The sequence below is a fragment of the Emcibacter sp. genome, assembly GCF_963675455.1.
Taxonomy (GTDB): domain Bacteria; phylum Pseudomonadota; class Alphaproteobacteria; order Sphingomonadales; family Emcibacteraceae; genus Emcibacter.
The window spans coordinates 908,310-925,222 of record NZ_OY776217.1 but is presented as its reverse complement, the minus strand read 5'-3'; the positions used below and the strand labels follow the sequence as shown (position 1 = coordinate 925,222).

At 51.7% G+C, this 16,913-nt stretch carries 18 protein-coding genes; 12 read left to right on the top strand and 6 right to left on the bottom strand.

Translation table 11 applies throughout. From position 1 onward, the window contains the following. Positions 1-66 precede the first annotated feature (66 nt). On the top strand, positions 67-540 hold the full coding sequence (locus tag ACORNT_RS04235; protein WP_321395760.1) for an FxsA family protein: 474 nt from the start codon (positions 67-69) through the stop codon (positions 538-540). A 113-nt stretch (positions 541-653) separates the two neighbouring features. Beyond that, positions 654-1,175 (top strand): protein-export chaperone SecB, encoded by a 522-nt coding sequence (secB, locus tag ACORNT_RS04230; protein ID WP_321395759.1) that lies wholly within the window; start codon positions 654-656, stop codon positions 1,173-1,175. Positions 1,176-1,228: 53 nt separating this feature from the next. Here the strand turns inward: secB and dnaQ are convergent, their stop codons facing one another. The 6 genes from dnaQ to ACORNT_RS04200 are packed head-to-tail and all read right to left on the bottom strand — an operon-like array spanning position 1,229 to position 5,555. Then, on the bottom strand, positions 1,229-1,927 hold the full coding sequence (gene dnaQ, locus ACORNT_RS04225) for a DNA polymerase III subunit epsilon (protein ID WP_321395756.1): 699 nt from the start codon (positions 1,925-1,927) through the stop codon (positions 1,229-1,231). A 9-nt stretch (positions 1,928-1,936) separates the two neighbouring features. Further along, a complete protein-coding gene (locus ACORNT_RS04220; RefSeq protein WP_321395752.1) occupies positions 1,937-2,620 on the bottom strand; it encodes a hypothetical protein in 684 nt (227 codons plus the stop codon). A gap of 15 nt (positions 2,621-2,635) precedes the next feature. Further along, positions 2,636-3,253 (bottom strand): dephospho-CoA kinase, encoded by a 618-nt coding sequence (gene coaE / locus ACORNT_RS04215; RefSeq protein WP_321395747.1) that lies wholly within the window; start codon positions 3,251-3,253, stop codon positions 2,636-2,638. A gap of 30 nt (positions 3,254-3,283) precedes the next feature. Further along, positions 3,284-4,132 (bottom strand): shikimate dehydrogenase, encoded by an 849-nt coding sequence (locus ACORNT_RS04210; RefSeq protein WP_321395744.1) that lies wholly within the window; start codon positions 4,130-4,132, stop codon positions 3,284-3,286. Further along, positions 4,129-4,722, bottom strand: a complete 594-nt coding sequence (locus ACORNT_RS04205) for a nucleoside triphosphate pyrophosphatase (protein ID WP_321395741.1) — start codon at positions 4,720-4,722, stop codon at positions 4,129-4,131. Before ACORNT_RS04205 ends, ACORNT_RS04210 begins: the two co-directional genes overlap by 4 nt. After that, positions 4,719-5,555 carry a pyruvate, water dikinase regulatory protein gene (locus tag ACORNT_RS04200; RefSeq protein WP_321395739.1) on the bottom strand — a complete coding sequence of 279 codons (837 nt, stop codon included), beginning with the start codon at positions 5,553-5,555 and terminating at the stop codon, positions 4,719-4,721. The genes ACORNT_RS04205 and ACORNT_RS04200 overlap by 4 nt, the downstream gene beginning before the upstream one ends. A gap of 454 nt (positions 5,556-6,009) precedes the next feature. Between ACORNT_RS04200 and hemE the strand changes: the two genes are divergently transcribed. The 10 genes from hemE to ACORNT_RS04150 all read left to right on the top strand — a co-directional run bounded on the left by hemE (position 6,010) and on the right by ACORNT_RS04150 (position 16,885). Further along, a complete protein-coding gene (gene hemE, locus ACORNT_RS04195; protein ID WP_321395736.1) occupies positions 6,010-7,050 on the top strand; it encodes a uroporphyrinogen decarboxylase in 1,041 nt (346 codons plus the stop codon). After that, positions 7,037-8,029, top strand: coding sequence for a ferrochelatase (gene hemH, locus ACORNT_RS04190; RefSeq protein ID WP_321395733.1), 993 nt, complete (start codon positions 7,037-7,039; stop codon positions 8,027-8,029). The genes hemE and hemH overlap by 14 nt, the downstream gene beginning before the upstream one ends. Positions 8,030-8,033: 4 nt before the next feature. Further along, positions 8,034-8,477 carry a protoporphyrinogen oxidase HemJ gene (hemJ, locus tag ACORNT_RS04185; protein ID WP_321395730.1) on the top strand — a complete coding sequence of 148 codons (444 nt, stop codon included), beginning with the start codon at positions 8,034-8,036 and terminating at the stop codon, positions 8,475-8,477. Between the two features lie 230 nt (positions 8,478-8,707). Beyond that, a complete protein-coding gene (rho, locus tag ACORNT_RS04180; RefSeq protein WP_321395727.1) occupies positions 8,708-9,964 on the top strand; it encodes a transcription termination factor Rho in 1,257 nt (418 codons plus the stop codon). Between the two features lie 133 nt (positions 9,965-10,097). After that, the gene (gene nhaC, locus ACORNT_RS04175) at positions 10,098-11,567 is read left to right on the top strand and encodes a Na+/H+ antiporter NhaC (protein ID WP_321395724.1); all 1,470 of its coding nucleotides are present in this window, start codon (positions 10,098-10,100) and stop codon (positions 11,565-11,567) included. A 151-nt stretch (positions 11,568-11,718) separates the two neighbouring features. Continuing rightward, a complete protein-coding gene (locus ACORNT_RS04170; protein ID WP_321395721.1) occupies positions 11,719-11,970 on the top strand; it encodes a DUF6489 family protein in 252 nt (83 codons plus the stop codon). A 12-nt stretch (positions 11,971-11,982) separates the two neighbouring features. After that, complete coding sequence (gene mnmE / locus ACORNT_RS04165; RefSeq protein ID WP_321395718.1) at positions 11,983-13,329, top strand: tRNA uridine-5-carboxymethylaminomethyl(34) synthesis GTPase MnmE; 1,347 nt, start codon at positions 11,983-11,985, stop codon at positions 13,327-13,329. Positions 13,330-13,546: 217 nt separating this feature from the next. Further along, on the top strand, positions 13,547-15,424 hold the full coding sequence (gene mnmG, locus ACORNT_RS04160; RefSeq protein ID WP_321395715.1) for a tRNA uridine-5-carboxymethylaminomethyl(34) synthesis enzyme MnmG: 1,878 nt from the start codon (positions 13,547-13,549) through the stop codon (positions 15,422-15,424). 1 nt (position 15,425) lies between these two features. Continuing rightward, positions 15,426-16,049, top strand: a complete 624-nt coding sequence (gene rsmG, locus ACORNT_RS04155) for a 16S rRNA (guanine(527)-N(7))-methyltransferase RsmG (protein ID WP_321395712.1) — start codon at positions 15,426-15,428, stop codon at positions 16,047-16,049. A 23-nt stretch (positions 16,050-16,072) separates the two neighbouring features. Further along, complete coding sequence (locus ACORNT_RS04150) at positions 16,073-16,885, top strand: ParA family protein (RefSeq protein ID WP_321395709.1); 813 nt, start codon at positions 16,073-16,075, stop codon at positions 16,883-16,885. Positions 16,886-16,913 lie beyond the last annotated feature (28 nt).

The following is a 16,913-nucleotide window of genomic DNA, read 5'->3' as shown; positions in this document are numbered from 1 at the left end:
GGATCGAAAATATCTTTAACCTGATAAATCCGGCTTGCCGCTGTTTTTATCAACCGGAAGTGCTTCATGCCCCTGCTTATCCTTATCCTTGTTCTTGCCGTACCCTATCTTGAATTTCTCGTCTTTCTGGAGGTCGGCGACGCCATTGGCGGTTTCAACGCTTTTCTGGCGACGATCCTTACCGCCGTGCTCGGAGTCTATCTGATACGCCTTCAGGGTTTCGAGGTCATGCAGCGGATGCACCGCAACCTGCAGAACGGGGAAAGCCCGATCGAGGAAATCTTTCATGGCTTTTTCCTGCTGATCGCCGGCCTGTTTTTCCTGCTGCCCGGATTTATCACGGACAGCATCGCCGTGCTGCTGGCCATCACGCCGGCCCGTAATTTCCTCGGCCGGCAGATCGTCAAAAATATCGAGGTTCATTATTACGGTCACGGCCGGGGGCCAGGATCAGACCGATCAACCGTCATTGACGGAGAATATCGGCATGAGGATGACAGTCCGGCCATGCTGGATGATGACCCTGATCGTAAAGAGTAAAAAAACGGCAATTTTTACAGCCTGCGGCCATGTTCATCTTGTACTTATGGGCAATCCGTGTTAGCCAGACTTCTTTAATGGGGTACCAAGACTAAATTTATTGGGAACAAAATATGTCAGACGAAACAGAAAACAAGCCGGTTGAACAGGCCGCAGAAAATACAGCTCCGGAAGGGATTCAGGTTGGAATTCTGGGTCAGTATATCAAGGATCTTTCCTTTGAAAACCCGACACCGGCCCAGACACTTCAAAAGCTGGCCAATGAAAAACCGAGCATGGACATCAATGTAAACCTCAATGCCCGTCAGCTGGGTGAGGAAGTTTATGAAGTTGACCTGAAAATCAGCAGCACCGCCAAGGCCGGTGAAGATACCGCTTTTGTTGTGGAACTGGTTTATTCCGGACTTTTCGGCGCCAAGAATGTGCCGCCGGAAGCCCTGCAGCCTTTCCTGATGATCGAAGCACCGCGCATGCTGTTCCCGTTTGCCCGCCGCATTGTTGCGGATGCAACCCGCGACGGCGGTTTCCCGCCGCTGATGCTCGAGCCCATTGATTTCGCTGGTCTTTATGCCCAGCAGGTTCAGCAGGCCAAAGTACAGGCCGCTGGTGCCCAGGAAGACATCACCGTCAACTGATTGACCTGATTTTTTCAAATACAAAAGGCCCTCCGATGGAGGGCCTTTTGTATTTATTCAGCCGCTTTATTTTCACCGGCAAACCACAAGGGCTCTTTTACCTGCTCCAGAAAAGCCCGGTGCCGGGCAAGTTCTTCTTCGGTCGGGTGATGAAGACGCGGTTCCCGGTATTTTCTTTCGGCTTTTACCGGCGCCCCCACCTCTTTTTCAGCGGTTTCCGCCGACAGGGAGAATCCGGTCTGACGGCCGCCCATCAGTTCCAGATAAACCTCGGCCAGCAACTCCGCATCGAGAAGGGCGCCGTGTTTAATCCTGCCGGAGTTGTCGACATTTAATCTTTTACAGAGCGCATCCAGGGTATTCGGGGATCCGGGGAATTTCCGGCGCGCGATGGCCAGGGTATCTATGGCCCGGCTCATGGGAAAGGGGGTAAATCCCAGGTTTTCAATTTCCCAGTTAATGAATTTCATATCGAATTCGGCGTTATGGGCGACAAGACGGGCATCACCGACAAAATTCATAAACTCTTCTACAATTTCAGAAAATACCGGATGGTCCTTCAGAAAGTCTGCGGACAGCCCGTGTATTGCTTCTGCAGACGACGGCATGTCACGTTCCGGATTGACATACTTGTGAAAAACCCGGCCCGTCGGAATGAAATCCCTGACTTCTATACAGCCGATTTCCACCAGCCTGTCGCCATTAAAAGGGTCAAACCCGGTGGTTTCCGTATCGAACACGATCTCTAGCATTTCTATTCCTTATTTGAACCTATCAGATCCTGGGTTCAGGGTTTTCCGATCCAGGACACCGGCCACAAGGGCGATCAAAACCCCCGACATAATCCAGCTCACCGCGGGTCCCACTGTGTTTTCCGGCGCCGGGGAAAACAACTGTCCTCCGACTGTAAAACATATCATCAAAAACACCAAAGCCGGTACACCGAATTTTTGTCGGGCCGACGGCTTCGGTGTAGCCGCGAGGTAAAGTCCCAGGCCCGCCAGCGCTACCAGGACCTCCAGCCCAAGCGATAAGGGAAGATTTTTCCACAAGCCAAGGCCGAGATGAACCGAGCTGTTGCCAAGCAACGGCATCTCCGGGATATGAACGAGGACATCCAGTAGAAAATGGGAAAATACCGCCAGGGCCATCAGCCAGGCGATCATTTTGTTGTCAGCTTTTCCAATTTTCAACAAACGAACGAAGAGAAACGCGAACAAAGCCCAAAGCAGCGAAGCAAGCAACCCATGTGAATAGGGAAAGTCAAACGTCAGGTAATGCAGGGCGCTGTAATTTTCCGGGACAGTGATTTTTTCCACTCCAAACAGCACGAAAACACCAAGCAGGATATCAGGCAGCATCACGGCCAGAAACAACCATCCCAGATTGATGCCGGGTTTATATTTTTTCAGGGCCAGCCCTGCCCCGTAGTGCCCCACAAACATTGGCTACGCCCTTCGTCACTGGTTACTCAAAATACGGATGATCCGGCTGACCTGGCCTCTGGCATGACGTTTGCCGAGCCCGGACTGAACCACAAAATCGGCCCGGCGGCGTTTTTCCACGTCCGGCATCTGCTTTTCCAGAATGGCCTGCAATCTTTGTTCCGTCATGCCCGGCCGCGCCATGACCCGGCTTTTCTGGATCAACGCCGGCGCCGACACCACCACCGTATAATCCACCGCACGGTCGCCACCGGTCTCGAACAACAGCGGCACATCCACCACCACAATCCGATGTCCCTGCAGCCGCATGCGGCGGATAAACAGATTCCGTTCCCGCGCCACCATGGGATGGAGTATAGCCTCCAGCTTTTTCAACGCCGCATCATCGCCAAACACCCGCCGGCCCAGTTCCTTGCGATCAATACCCGTCTCACCGCTCACACCGGGAAAGGCCTTTTCCACCAGTGGTACGGCCCTGCCGCCCGGCCCCATCAGGCGATGCACTTCCGCATCGGAATCAAAAACGGGTATGCCAAGAGACTGAAACATATGGGCGGTTTCTGATTTTCCCATTCCTATGGACCCGGTAAGCCCCACAAGAATGACTGAATTTTTATTCTTTACCTTCTTCATCCCTGTTCCGCCATCAGACCAGCACCACCATCAAACCAGACCGGCAAGAACCCGCTGCCGAAGTTCTTCGGTGACTTCCGGACGAACGCCAAACCAGGCCTCAAATCCCGGCACCGCCTGAAAAAGAAGCATGCCGAGGCCATCAACAATTTCATTTCCCCGTTGCTGCGCCGCCGACAACAAGGGCGTGATCAGGGGATTATACACAATGTCATTGACCACAGCCGTTTCCGGCAACCTGCCCAGATCAAGATCAAGCGGCGGCTGTCCCTTCATACCCTGGGTCGTGCTATTGACCAGCAGGGTAATATCCTGCAGACAGTCGCTGCGGTCTTTCCAGTCGATGACCCTGATCTGATGCGGGGAAAGTTCCTGCGCCAGATTTTCAGCCCGTTCCCTGGTCCGGTTGACAAGCCTGATTTCGGGAACGCCTGCCTCCAGAAGGGCAACAATCAGCGCCCGGGCGGCACCACCGGCGCCGATAATAACCGCCGGGCCCTTTGACGGCTGCCAGTTTTCCGCATTAACCAGGATATTTTCCAGAAACCCGAGACCATCTGTATTGCGACCTGTCAGTCTGCCGTCATTCCCCACCACAATGGTATTGATCGCGCCAATCCGTCGGGCATGATCTTCAATCTCGTCGACAAATCCCAGTGCTGTCTCCTTGTGCGGCACGGTCAGGTTACAGCCCCGGATCCCCAGCTTCGGCAGGGCCCGGAGACAGTCCCCGAGGTTTTCCGGTTTCACCTCGAAAGGAACATAGGCGCCGTCCACCTTATACAGATCAAGCCAGTATCCATGCAGCCTGGGTGACAGGGAATGTCCGACCGGATAACCCATCACGCCTGCTGTTTTCGCTTTTCCCGTTAATTTCATGACAAAAGATATTCCTGTTCCCGCAGCTTCTCCATCAGTTGTACCAGAGGAAGGCCCAAAATTGAAAAATAATCTCCCTCGATTTCTGAAAAAAGCTGGGCACCCAGGCCTTCATAAAAATAGCAGCCCACAGAACTTAAAATTTCCGCACCGCCTTGTTCCAGATAGCTTTCCAGAAAGTTATCGGAAAAATCCCGCATGGTCAGGGTTGGACGGGTTGTCGCCCGCCAGATTTCCGCAGCTCCCCGGGCCATCACCAGACTGCAAATCAGGGTATGGCTTTTTCCTCTCATAAAACGGAGATTTGCGCGGGCTTCCTCCATATTTTCCGCTTTGCTGAAAAGCCTGCCATCACAAACCAGCAGCTGATCGCCGCCAATGACAAGATCATCGGGAAACTGCCGGGAAACGTCCAGAGTTTTCGCCAATGCCAGCTGCTCGGCAATTTCCTGAAAATCACATCCTTCTTTCAGAAGAGTGTTTTTGATTTTTTCCTCGTCCACATCCGCGCCAACCGACCGGAAGGGCACACCGGCATGGTGTAATATTTTCTGCCGGGACCGGCTGTTGGACGCCAGGATCATTGTCATTTTATGATGCTCTGGTCTTTTTTATCGGCATCATATTTCTGCTTTAGATTAATGATTGCCACAGCCGTTTCCTCGATCGACCGGCGGGTCACATCAATCACCGGCCAGCCGTTTTTGGTAAACAGCCGGCGCGCCATCTTGACTTCCTCGCGTACCGCATCTTCGTCAATATAGGTCGTTTCCTCATTCTGTTTCAGGGACAGAAGTCGATTACGGCGGATCTGGATCAGCCGGTCTGCGCTGTTGACCAGTCCAACGACAAACTTGTTTTTATTGTCTTCCAGCTCGCGGGGGATTGGGCATCCGGGAACGATGGGCACATTGGCCGCCTTGATCCCGCGGTTGGCCAGGTATATGCAGGTTGGTGTCTTGGACGTACGTGATACGCCGACCAGAATAATATCGGCTTCCTTCAGGCCCTCGGTCAGCTGGCCGTCATCATGGGCAAGGGTATAATGAATGGCATCGATGCGATCGTAATAGGCCTCGTTCATTTCATGCTGTAGACCCGGCCGGGCAATACTTGTCGCACCAAGATGGAGTCCAAGTTCACGGATAATCCCCTGCATCACGGAAATATAGGGCCAGTTATTTTCCTTGCAGGCCGTCACCAGGACTTCCTCGATTTCCGGATTAACCAGGGTAAACATGATCAGACCGGGATTTTCCTTAAACTCCGGTACGATGCGCTCCATATGACGGGTGGTCCGGATCATCGGCCAGTGATGCTTGACCGGCTCAATATCGGGAAACTGGGCCAGGGCAGCCTTGGCGACCTGTTCCAGGGTATCGCCGGTGGCATCAGAGACCAGATGGAAGGTTACTTTCTTCATAATGATTTTCCGAACTTGATTTTTTTAGCCAGACTTGATTTTCAGACAGAAGTCGGTTTCCAGGACAAAAATGTGGATTATGTGGATAACCCCGGCTTATTCTGTAAAGAGCGATTTCTGTACACATTACTCATTTTCCATACCCGAAAACTCCCCCTGCGGATAAGATAAAAGGAAACTCTGTGGGAATCACCAATAAATTTTTCTTTCCCGGTCAAAGCTGATTTATCCACATAATCCACATTTTTCTTTCCCGCCGGATTCACTAGGTTTCACAAAGTTATTCAGATAGGATGCGAAATTCCTGTTTTTTTATTTTTCAGGCTGGTATGTCAGTAAAACTGTGGATAAAAATTAATCCCTGTTATCCACAGGCATCCACTACAACAACATCCTTTTATTTATATAAATATATATAGTATTTCTTTCAGTGTATAACTTCAGGCCGAGATTTATGACGGAAAACAAGAGATTCATTCAAACACTCAAAGGCTTGCCAACGGACAGGCCTCCCTTCTGGTTCATGCGCCAGGCCGGCCGTTACCTTCCCGAATATATGGCTATCAGGAAGGAAGCGGGATCTTTCCTGGACCTTTGTTACAATCCGGACTTTGCGGTAGAAGTCACATTGCAGCCTCTCAGGCGTTATGACATGGATGCCGCCATTCTGTTTTCAGATATTCTGGTTATCCCTCATGCCCTGGGTCAGCATCTCGAATTCAGGCAGGGAAAAGGTCCGGTTCTGGAACCGGTCGACACCGTCGAAAAACTTGAAAAACTCTCTCTCGATAATCTGCATGAAAAACTGGCGCCGGTTTATGAAACCGTATCCAGGCTTTCACGGGAAATTCCGGGCCATACAGCGCTTATCGGATTTGCCGGGGCCCCGTGGACGGTCGCCAGCTACATGGTGGGTGGCAAGGGCTCCCCTGACCAGGCAGCAGCCCGTTTGTGGGCCTACGGAGATGAAGTGGCTTTCCAGGCCCTGATGGACCTTCTGGTGGAGGCCACGTCCCGCTATCTGATCAGACAGGTGGAAGAAGGGGCCGAGGTCCTGCAGGTATTTGATACCTGGGCCGGTAATCTGCCCATGGAAGAATTTCGTAAATGGTGTATGGCCCCGACAAAAAAGATTATTGAGAATATCCGCAGCCGGTTCCCGGACATACCGATCATCGGTTTTCCCCGCGGGGCAGGGCCGCGTTATCCGGAATATATCCGGCAAACCGGGGTGACGGCCGTCAGTATTGATACCTCCATGCCTGCGGACTGGGCCCGGGACAACATCCAGTCTCTCTGTCCTATCCAGGGCAATCTGGATCCGCTGCTTCTGGTCAGTGGCGGCAAGGCTCTAGAGAAGGCGGTTTTAAATATTCTCGATACTCTTTCCGCTAAACCCTTTATCTTTAACCTTGGTCATGGAATTGTACCGCAGACACCGCCGGAACATGTGGCCGTGGTGTCAGATTTAGTCAGGAACTATGTCAGAAACTGAAATGTCACAAAAAGAAAAAGTTGCTGTCGTGCTTTTTAACCTGGGCGGGCCGGACAGTCTTGAGGCTGTCAAACCCTTCCTGTTTAACCTGTTTAATGATCCGGCTATTATCACGGTCCCCAATCCGTTGCGCTGGTTCCTGGCAAAACTGATTTCCGCCCGCCGGGCCCCGTTTGCCCGTAATATCTACCGGGAAATCGGTAATAAATCGCCATTACTGGAACAGACCCAGGACCAGGCCCGGGCTCTCCAGGATAAACTCAATCAGTCGGGTGAAAGTGACTATGCCTGTTTTATTTCCATGCGCTACTGGCATCCTTTTTCCGACGAGACTGTGGAGAAAGTCAAAGCCTTCGGGCCGGACCGGATTGTTTTATTGCCGCTTTATCCACAATATTCGGTGACCACGACCGGCTCCTCCCTGATTGACTGGAATAAAAAGGCGCAAAAAGCCGGTCTTTCAGTTCCGACGCAGATTATCCGGGACTATCCGGTTGATAAAAAATTCATTGCCGCTCATGTGGCGTTGATCCGGGACAAACTCAACGGGATCCAGAATCCTGAAAATTACCGACTGCTTTTTTCCGCCCACGGCCTGCCTAAAAAAGTTATTGAAGCTGGCGACCCCTATCAGAAGCAGGTCGAACAGACCTGTGCCGCCATCATCGAAAAACTCGGCGAGACCGGACTTGAATATATCACCTGCTATCAGAGCCGGGTTGGCCCGCTTGAATGGATTGGCCCGAGTACCGAAAATGAAATCGATCGGGCCGGTGAAGACAGGAAAAACCTGATCATTGTGCCGGTGGCCTTTGTCTCCGAACATTCGGAGACTCTGGTGGAACTTGATATCGAATATCGCGAGTTTGCCGAAAAGGCCGGGGTTATGGACTATGTCAGGGTGCCGGCATTGCAGTGTCAGCCGGATTTTATCGACAGTCTTGCCTGTCAGGTGCTGGGAACGAAGGAAACGAATTAGAACAATGATTGAATTACTAAGTAGCAGTTATCGCTGGTTTTTGGTTTTGCACATTATTTCGGTGATTTCCTGGATGGCGGGTATGTTTTATCTGCCGCGGATTTTTGTCTATCACTGTCAGGTACAAGCGGGATCAGAAACTTCCGAACTGTTCAAGGTGATGGAGCGGAAACTTCTCAGGTACATTATCAATCCGGCAATGATTGCTTCCTGGCTTTTTGGTCTGGGGCTGGCCTTTGGCATGGATCACTGGAGCGAAGGCTGGTTCCATGCGAAATTCGCCCTGGTGCTTCTGATGAGCGGGTTTCACGGCTTTCTCAGTCGCTGGCGCCGGCAGTTTGAGCGGGATGAAAATAGCCACACTGAAGGTTTTTACCGCAAGATGAACGAGGTGCCGACGGTTCTTATGATTTTGATTGTTTTTCTTGTAATTTTCCGTCCCTTTTAACAAAAATGCTGTTTTCTTGACAAGATGATCCTGACAGGGTAGAAAACGCCTTCACTTGTGCTTTTTTTTAGGGTATTCTGTTTCACCTAAAAAAAAAGAATAATCGGAAATCTGTCTAAATTTTATCTCTCCATATTATTTCCTGCGCCCATCCTGGATGCGCTGTAACTGTTTACATGTAATCAAATCATATATTCGTTCTGAATATTCCAACTTTCCCGGACATAACCATGAATCTCCTTGATCTTAAGAAAAAAGCACCAGCCGACCTCCTGACGATGGCTGAAGAACTGGAAATCGAAAACGCCAGCAGCATGCGCAAACAGGATATGATGTTTGCAATCCTGAAGGCCCTTGCCGAGAAAGGCGAAACCATCAGTGGCGGCGGCGTTATCGAAGTACTGCAGGACGGTTTCGGTTTTTTGCGCTCGCCTGAAGCAAACTATCTGCCTGGACCGGATGATATCTATGTGTCCCCGAGCCAGATCCGGCGTTTCGCGCTGAGGACCGGTGACAGTGTCGAAGGCCAGATCCGGGCTCCCAAGGAAGGCGAGCGTTATTTTGCTCTTCTGAAAGTTGACAAGATCAATTTTGAAGAGCCGGAAAAAAGCCGGCACAAGATCAACTTTGACAGCCTGACGCCTCTCTATCCTGATGAGAAATTCAAGCTGGATATGGAAGATCCAACAGTTACCGATAAATCTTCACGGGTGATTGACCTGGTTGCGCCGATCGGTAAAGGCCAGCGTTGCCTGATTGTGGCGCCGCCGCGGACCGGTAAAACGGTTCTGCTGCAGAATATCGCCCATGCGATTACCGCCAATCATCCGGAAGTTTACCTGATCGTCCTGCTGATTGACGAACGCCCGGAAGAGGTCACCGATATGTCGCGGTCTGTGAAAGGCGAAGTGATCAGTTCTACCTTCGACGAACCGGCCAGCCGTCACGTACAGGTGGCTGAAATGGTAATCGAGAAAGCCAAGCGCCTGGTTGAGCATAAAAAGGATGTGGTGATCCTGCTCGACAGTATCACCCGTCTGGCCCGTGCCTATAACACCGTTGTCCCGAGCTCCGGCAAGGTTCTGACCGGTGGTGTGGATGCGAATGCCCTGCAGCGTCCAAAGCGCTTCTTCGGTGCCGCCCGTAACATCGAGGAAGGCGGATCGCTCAGCATTATCGCCACCTCGCTGATTGAAACCGGCAGCCGCATGGACGAAGTGATCTTTGAGGAATTCAAAGGAACCGGCAACAGCGAGGTCGTTCTGGATCGGAAGGTCAGCGACAAGCGCATCTTCCCGGCTATCGACATCACCAAATCCGGCACCCGGAAGGAAGAGCTTCTTCTGGACAAAGGCACCCTTTCCAAAATGTGGGTTCTGCGTCGTATTCTTATGCCGATGGGATCTGTCGATGCCATAGAATTCCTGCTTGGTAAACTGAAAGAGACCAAGAATAACGAGGAATTCTTTGAAAGCATGAATAACTAGACAGTTTTGTTTTATTGAAAGCCCCCTGAGAATCAGGGGGCTTTTTTTTATGCTTTGCATTCAGGCACAGGAAATATCCGTATACTTTTCAGACCGGCTTACCTATAGTTTTGAAAACAAAAGGGGATGAAATGTGACGGAAGATACCGCCCGCGAACCAAGCCTGCTGGATTCACTGATACCGGTTGCTTTTCTGATAGCTTTGCTGACTACATCGGTACTGCTCTACAAGGACAATTCCTCCTACGGGCCGAACCAGATTGCGCTTATTCTGGCCGGCGGCATAGCCCTTCTGGTGGGCTGGAAAAACGGCGTCAAGTGGCGCACCATGGAACAGGCCATCGCCAAGGGGATTGGCAATACGGTCGGGGCCATGTTGATCCTGTTGATGGTCGGAGCCCTGATCGGGACCTGGATTTTATCCGGCACCGTTCCTGCCATGATTTATTACGGACTTCAGGTCATACACCCGTCTGTATTTTATTTTACCGCCTGTATTTTATGCGCCATTACCTCGATCAGTATCGGTAGCAGCTGGACAACCGCCAGTACCATCGGTATCGGCCTGATCGGGATTTCTTCCGGCCTTGGCTTGTCCATGGAAATAACCGCCGGCGCCATTATCAGTGGAGCCTACTTCGGCGACAAGATGTCGCCGCTGTCGGATACAACAAATTTGGCGCCGGCGGTGACCGGTACCGATCTTTTTACCCATATACGGCATATGATGTGGACAACCGTTCCGTCGATCAGTATCGCGTTGATCCTGTTTCTTGCCATTGGCCTTGATCAAGAACCCCTGCAGGACAGTATCTCTGTCGAGGGCAGGTTGCTGATCCTTGATCAGAATTTTTCTATCGGTCTGCACTTGTTTCTGCCGATGCTGGTTGTCTTTTTTCTCGCCTATAAAAAATATCCGGCGTTTCCCATTCTTCTGTTCGGAGCGATTCTGGGTGGAGTGATGGCACTGATTTTTCAGCAACAGACTATTTTGCGTTTTGTTGGTGTGAACGACATGTGGGACGGCGTCTCTCTGTTTAAAGGCGTCTGGACCGCCCTGTTTGACGGATATAATTCCCAGACCGGCAATGGTGAACTGGATGATCTTCTGACCCGGGGCGGTATGGCCAACATGCTGAATACAATCTGGCTGATCATGTGCGCCATAACTTACGGGTCAATCCTGGAAAAACTGGGCATGCTGCGGAAACTGGTTGTCGGGGTTCTCAGTCTGGCCAAGAGCACCGGATCTCTTATTCTGGTTACCGCCCTGACCTGTATTGGCATAAATATTGTCGCCATGGATCAGTATATCGCCATTGTCCTTCCGGGCCGTATGTACAAGGTTGAATTTGAACGGCGCAAGCTGGCGGTTAAAAACCTGAGCCGGGTATTGGAGGATACGGCAACCGTGACCTCGGTTCTGGTGCCGTGGAATACATGTGGGGCCTTTATGTCAGCAACTTTGGGAGTGATGACATTTGCTTATGCGCCTTATTGCTTCTTCAATATCCTGAGCCCCATAATTTCAGTGATATATGGTTATACCAATTTCAAGATTTCCCCAATGGAAGAGGATGAAATCGCTGCAGAGAAAATCTAGGAATTTGCGAGAGAAACTATTATATATCTTTTAGATATATATAAAATCTGTTGGCTTTCCGGGAATTGTCTGTTTATATGATTTAAGAAGCCACTTCCGGCTGGTTCAAATGCTATCCGGATATAATTTTTCAGCTTGTCAGAGAGAAAACATGAAAATATCCATAGATATAGACTGCACTCCGAAAGAAGCCCGGCAGTTTCTTGGGTTACCTGATCTGGAACCGATTCAGCAGGCTTTCATGGCTGAGCTTCAGGAAAAAATGACCAGCGGCCTGTCTTCGGAAGACATGGAAAAAATGTTTAATATGTGGGTTACGCCAAGCCTGAATATGGCCGGCCAGGGGCTTGAAACCTTCCAAAATATTTTCTGGAACGCCGGCGGCAAAAGCTCGGGTAAATAAACCAGACAGCACATGACGATTTATGCACTATCCAGCGGCAAGGGACGTGCCGGTGTGGCGGTTATCCGCCTTTCCGGGACAAGGGCTGGCGAGGTTCTTCTCAAGCTTGCCGGTAAATCCCGACTGCCTGTTCCACGTGAAGCAAAACTGACCTGGTTCCGGGATCCGGAAAGCGGGGTGCGTCTGGATCATGGCCTTTTCCTTTATTTCAATGCGCCGCATAGTTTCACCGGCGAGGATGTGGTCGAATTTCATATTCACGGCGGCCGCGCCGTCGTAGCTGGATTTCTGGAGGCGCTTTCCCGGTTTGACGGGGTACGTCCGGCCGAACCCGGTGAATTCACCCGGCGGGCTTTTGATAACGGCAAGATGGATCTTACCGCGACGGAAGGACTGGCTGATCTTCTTAATGCGGAAACCGAAGCACAGCGCCGCCAGGCTCTGCGGCAGATGGACGGCCAGCTTGGCAAACTTTATGACGGCTGGCGACGGGAAATCATTTCCGCCATGGCCTATCTGGAGGCAGATATTGATTTTGCCGACGAGGAAATCCCCGAGGATGTGACAGGCAGGGTAAGACCGATCATTTCCGCACTTCACGTGAAAATCAGCGAACATCTGGACGATGGACACAAGGGCGAAAGAATCCGTGACGGCCTTCAGGTGGTGATTTTGGGAGAACCCAATATCGGCAAATCCTCGCTGATGAATTATCTGTCGCGCCGGGATGTGGCCATTGTTTCCGATATTGAAGGTACCACACGGGATGTGCTTGAGGTTCACCTCGATATTCTCGGCTTTCCGGTGACCATCGTCGATACCGCCGGGCTCAGGGAAAGTGGCGACAAAATCGAGGCGGAAGGCATACGCCGGGCGCGGGAACGGGCGGAACAGTCAGATATCCGTATAGTCATGGCCGACGCACGCTACTGGCCGGAGGCCGGGGAAACGATAGCCGACCTGATCAACCGGGACAGCATTATTTTACTGAATAAAACAGACCTGGTTCAGGATCGGCAAAGACTGGAAAGTCTGATCAGGGACAAAAGTGAAAATCTTTATCCGGTTTCCCTCAACAGCGGGGAAGGGCTGGAAGCTTTCATGCAGGGACTGAAACGGGAAGTCGAGAAAAGAATGGATCTGGCCGAAGCGCCAAGCCTGACCCGGACGCGTCACCGCAAGGCCCTCAGGGACTCGCTGGATCATCTCGATAGGTTTCTGAACAATCCTTCTGGTGAACTGGAACTTTTGGCCGAGGATCTTCGTCTGGCGGCCCGGGCCCTGGGCCGGATTACCGGTGCCGTGGACGTGGAAGATATTCTGGATGTTGTCTTCTCAGAATTCTGCATTGGTAAATGATATTCTAATAAACCGCAGTAAATAAAGACGATTTCGGGTCGTTAACGAATTGTTAACCATTGGTGTTTCACGTGAAACATTGCATAGCCGATATAATGCCCGGTTTCCGGTGGTCTGAATTTCCTGATCTGTCCCTGTAATCTTCTTTGACATTGCAGATGTGACTGAGTAAAGTCGCCGACCTATCAGGGCATATGAAAATATTCAAGGGTTTTTTATGTTTCACTATGATGTGATTGTGATTGGCGGGGGGCATGCCGGCTGTGAAGCGGCCGCGGCGTCGGCGCGTCTGGGCGCCCGGACGCTCCTGCTCACTCATAAAGTGGAAACCATCGGGGAGATGTCCTGCAATCCGGCCATCGGCGGCCTGGGGAAGGGGCATCTGGTCCGCGAAATAGACGCCCTTGACGGCCTTATGGGCCGGGTTGCCGATGCCGCCGGAATACAGTTCCGCATGCTGAACCGGCGCAAGGGCCCGGCGGTACGGGGACCCCGTACCCAGGCAGGCCGTAAACTCTATCGTAATGCCATGCAGGATTTTATCCTCGACTACGAAAACCTTGAGGTTCTGGCGGCGGCTGCCGAGGATCTGGTTATGGTGCCGGGAGCAGACGGACGCCCGGTGGTTGAGGGAGTCATTACCGCTGACGGCCGTGAACTAAAGGCCGGACGTGTGGTTCTGACCACAGGAACTTTTCTGCGCGGTATGATCCACATCGGTGACCAGCAGACCCCGGCCGGCCGGGTTGGGGAGGCGCCGTCCCTGGGATTGTCCAGAACCCTGCTGAAAATCGGCTTTGACCTCGGGCGCCTGAAAACCGGGACACCGGCCCGTCTGAACGGCAAAACCATCGACTGGTCGGTCTGTGAGACACAGAAGGGAGACGATCCGCAAACGCCTTTCTCTTTCCTGACGGAAAAGATCACCGTGCCGCAGATTGACTGCTATATCACCAATACCACGGAAAAAACCCATCAGATTATCCGGGACAATCTGCACAAATCGGCCATGTACAGCGGTAATATCGAAGGAACAGGTCCACGCTACTGCCCGTCGATCGAGGACAAGATTGTCCGTTTTGCCGATAAATCCTCTCACCAGATCTTTCTGGAGCCGGAGGGGCTGGATGACGATACCGTCTATCCAAACGGGATCTCCACGTCGCTGCCGGTGGATGTGCAGGACGCCTATATAAGAAGTATCCCGGGTCTGGAACATGTGGAAATCCTGCAGCCAGGTTACGCCATAGAATATGATTTTGTCGATCCACGTGAATTATTGGCGACACTGGAGACGAAAAAAGCTCCCGGGCTGTATTTTGCCGGTCAGATTAACGGAACCACCGGATATGAAGAAGCTGCCGCCCAGGGCTTGATGGCTGGAATCAATGCGGCGCTGGCTGCCGGTAATTCACCGGAGTTTTATCTGGACCGGGCAGATGCCTACATTGGTGTGATGATTGACGACCTGGTGACCAAGGGAACCCGGGAACCCTACCGTATGTTCACCTCCCGGGCCGAATACCGTCTGAAGCTCAGGGCTGATAATGCGGACCAGCGCTTGACCCCGTTGGGCAAAGAGATTGGCGTGGTCTCGTCCGATCGGTCCCGGGTTTTCACAGCAAAAGCCGAAAAACTGGCTGAATTCCGGAATTTGGCGGCGGAGCTGAAGATTACGCCCAATGAAGCGGAAAAATACGGATTGAAGATCAACAAGGACGGTGTGCCCCGGTCTGCCATGACCCTGCTGTCCTATCCGGACATCAATCTGGAGAAACTGGCGGAAATCTGGCCGGATCTGGGCAATATTTCTCCGGAAATAGCGGAACAGCTCGAAATTGATGCCACTTACAGCGGATATCTCGAGCGTCAGGAAGCTGATATTCTGGCCTTCCGCAAGGACGAAAACCTTCTGTTGCCGGTGGATCTGGACTATCAGGGCATTGACGGCCTTTCCAATGAAATCCGGGAAAAGCTGAAACAGGCCCGGCCGGCAACGCTGGGGGCAGCCGGTCGGATTTCCGGTGTGACACCTGCGGCCCTGACCACATTGCTGCGTTATGTAAAAAGAAAAGATAACAGGGTATCCGCATAAGATGACTTTTGGCCCGGACGACTTTTTTGAGCTTGTGGATGTTTCACGTGAAACCCGGGAAAAACTGGAAATATATGCGGATCTGCTGGAAAAATGGCAGAAACGCATAAATCTGGTCAGTCCGACGACCATACAGGAAAAATGGTGGCGGCATTTCTACGATTCCGCCCAGATCATGGAAATATTGTCCGCCGGACCCAAAGGTGACCTGAAAATCCTCGATATCGGCAGCGGTGCAGGCTTTCCAGGGCTGGTCCTTGCGCTTTTGGGGGCCGGAGAGGTCCATCTGGTCGAGAGCAACAATAAAAAATGCACCTTTATGAACCAGGTGATCCGGGAAACCGGCGCCAATGCCCGTGTGCATTGTTGCCGGATCGAGGAGTTGGCATCCTTTCCTGTTGATTATGTCACATCAAGAGCTTTGGCGACCGTGGATAAACTGTTACAGTGGCTCGAGGCGTTTACCAGCGAAGAAACTGTTTTTCTTTTCCCTAAAGGCCGGACCTGGCAGCAGGAATTGACCGAGGCGGAAATAAACTGGCAGTTTCACGTGGAAAAATACACAAGCAAAACAGAAGAATCAGGTATGATCCTGAAACTAGGCAGAGTAAGGCCCCGCGGCTGATGACAGAGCAGGAACAGGAATAAATGTCCACAAACTTATCCACAGACCATAAAAAACCTGAAATCATCGCCATTGCCAACCAGAAGGGTGGCGTCGGCAAAACCACAACGACCATCAATCTGGCAACCGCCCTGGCGGCCGCCCGGAAAAATGTGTTGATCGTGGACCTTGATCCCCAGGGTAATGCCAGTACAGGTGTCGGCCGCGAGCGGGAAAACCGGGATATCACAAGCTACGATATTATGATGGAAGAGGCGACTTTTTCCGAGGCCATTGAAAAAACGTCTATTCCCCGTTTGTCGCTTGTTTCCTCGACAATTGACCTGACGGGGGCGGAACTGGAGCTTGTGGACCAGTCGCAACGGACCTACAGGTTGAGAAATGCGCTGAAAGACCCGATTATCGGTCAGTTTGACTATATCCTGATCGATTGCCCGCCTTCCCTCAACCTGTTGACCCTGAACGCCCTGTCGGCGGCGGATTCCGTGATTGTTCCCCTTCAGTGTGAATTTTTTGCGCTTGAGGGATTGAGCCTGCTGCTCAGAACCATTGAAACCGTCCAGGCCAATTTCAATCCGAAACTGAGGATCGAGGGCGTGGTTCTGACCATGTATGACGGACGCAACAATCTGTCCGGCCAGGTGGCCCAGGATGTTCGCAGCTATCTTGGCGACAAGGTGTTCAAGACGGTTATTCCCCGTAATGTGCGTATTTCCGAGGCACCGTCGCACGGGAAACCGGCCCTGCTTTATGATTATAAATGTACCGGCAGCCAGGCCTATATCCGGCTGGCAACCGAGCTGCTGAGGCGTGAGAAAAAATCACAGGCAGCATAAATAATATAATAAGAACAAAGACTTATTA

Excerpts from the sequence above, each read along its gene's own strand:
- ACORNT_RS04235 (WP_321395760.1), top strand. The coding sequence starts at position 67 with ATGCCCCTGCTTATCCTTATCCTTGTTCTTGCCGTACCCTATCTTGAA.
- secB (WP_321395759.1), top strand. The coding sequence starts at position 654 with ATGTCAGACGAAACAGAAAACAAGCCGGTTGAACAGGCCGCAGAAAAT.
- dnaQ (WP_321395756.1), bottom strand. The coding sequence starts at position 1,927 with ATGCTAGAGATCGTGTTCGATACGGAAACCACCGGGTTTGACCCTTTT.
- ACORNT_RS04220 (WP_321395752.1), bottom strand. The coding sequence starts at position 2,620 with ATGTTTGTGGGGCACTACGGGGCAGGGCTGGCCCTGAAAAAATATAAA.
- coaE (WP_321395747.1), bottom strand. The coding sequence starts at position 3,253 with ATGAAGAAGGTAAAGAATAAAAATTCAGTCATTCTTGTGGGGCTTACC.
- ACORNT_RS04210 (WP_321395744.1), bottom strand. The coding sequence starts at position 4,132 with ATGAAATTAACGGGAAAAGCGAAAACAGCAGGCGTGATGGGTTATCCG.
- ACORNT_RS04205 (WP_321395741.1), bottom strand. The coding sequence starts at position 4,722 with ATGACAATGATCCTGGCGTCCAACAGCCGGTCCCGGCAGAAAATATTA.
- ACORNT_RS04200 (WP_321395739.1), bottom strand. The coding sequence starts at position 5,555 with ATGAAGAAAGTAACCTTCCATCTGGTCTCTGATGCCACCGGCGATACC.
- hemE (WP_321395736.1), top strand. The coding sequence starts at position 6,010 with ATGACGGAAAACAAGAGATTCATTCAAACACTCAAAGGCTTGCCAACG.
- hemH (WP_321395733.1), top strand. The coding sequence starts at position 7,037 with ATGTCAGAAACTGAAATGTCACAAAAAGAAAAAGTTGCTGTCGTGCTT.
- hemJ (WP_321395730.1), top strand. The coding sequence starts at position 8,034 with ATGATTGAATTACTAAGTAGCAGTTATCGCTGGTTTTTGGTTTTGCAC.
- rho (WP_321395727.1), top strand. The coding sequence starts at position 8,708 with ATGAATCTCCTTGATCTTAAGAAAAAAGCACCAGCCGACCTCCTGACG.
- ACORNT_RS04170 (WP_321395721.1), top strand. The coding sequence starts at position 11,719 with ATGAAAATATCCATAGATATAGACTGCACTCCGAAAGAAGCCCGGCAG.
- mnmE (WP_321395718.1), top strand. The coding sequence starts at position 11,983 with ATGACGATTTATGCACTATCCAGCGGCAAGGGACGTGCCGGTGTGGCG.
- mnmG (WP_321395715.1), top strand. The coding sequence starts at position 13,547 with ATGTTTCACTATGATGTGATTGTGATTGGCGGGGGGCATGCCGGCTGT.
- rsmG (WP_321395712.1), top strand. The coding sequence starts at position 15,426 with ATGACTTTTGGCCCGGACGACTTTTTTGAGCTTGTGGATGTTTCACGT.
- ACORNT_RS04150 (WP_321395709.1), top strand. The coding sequence starts at position 16,073 with ATGTCCACAAACTTATCCACAGACCATAAAAAACCTGAAATCATCGCC.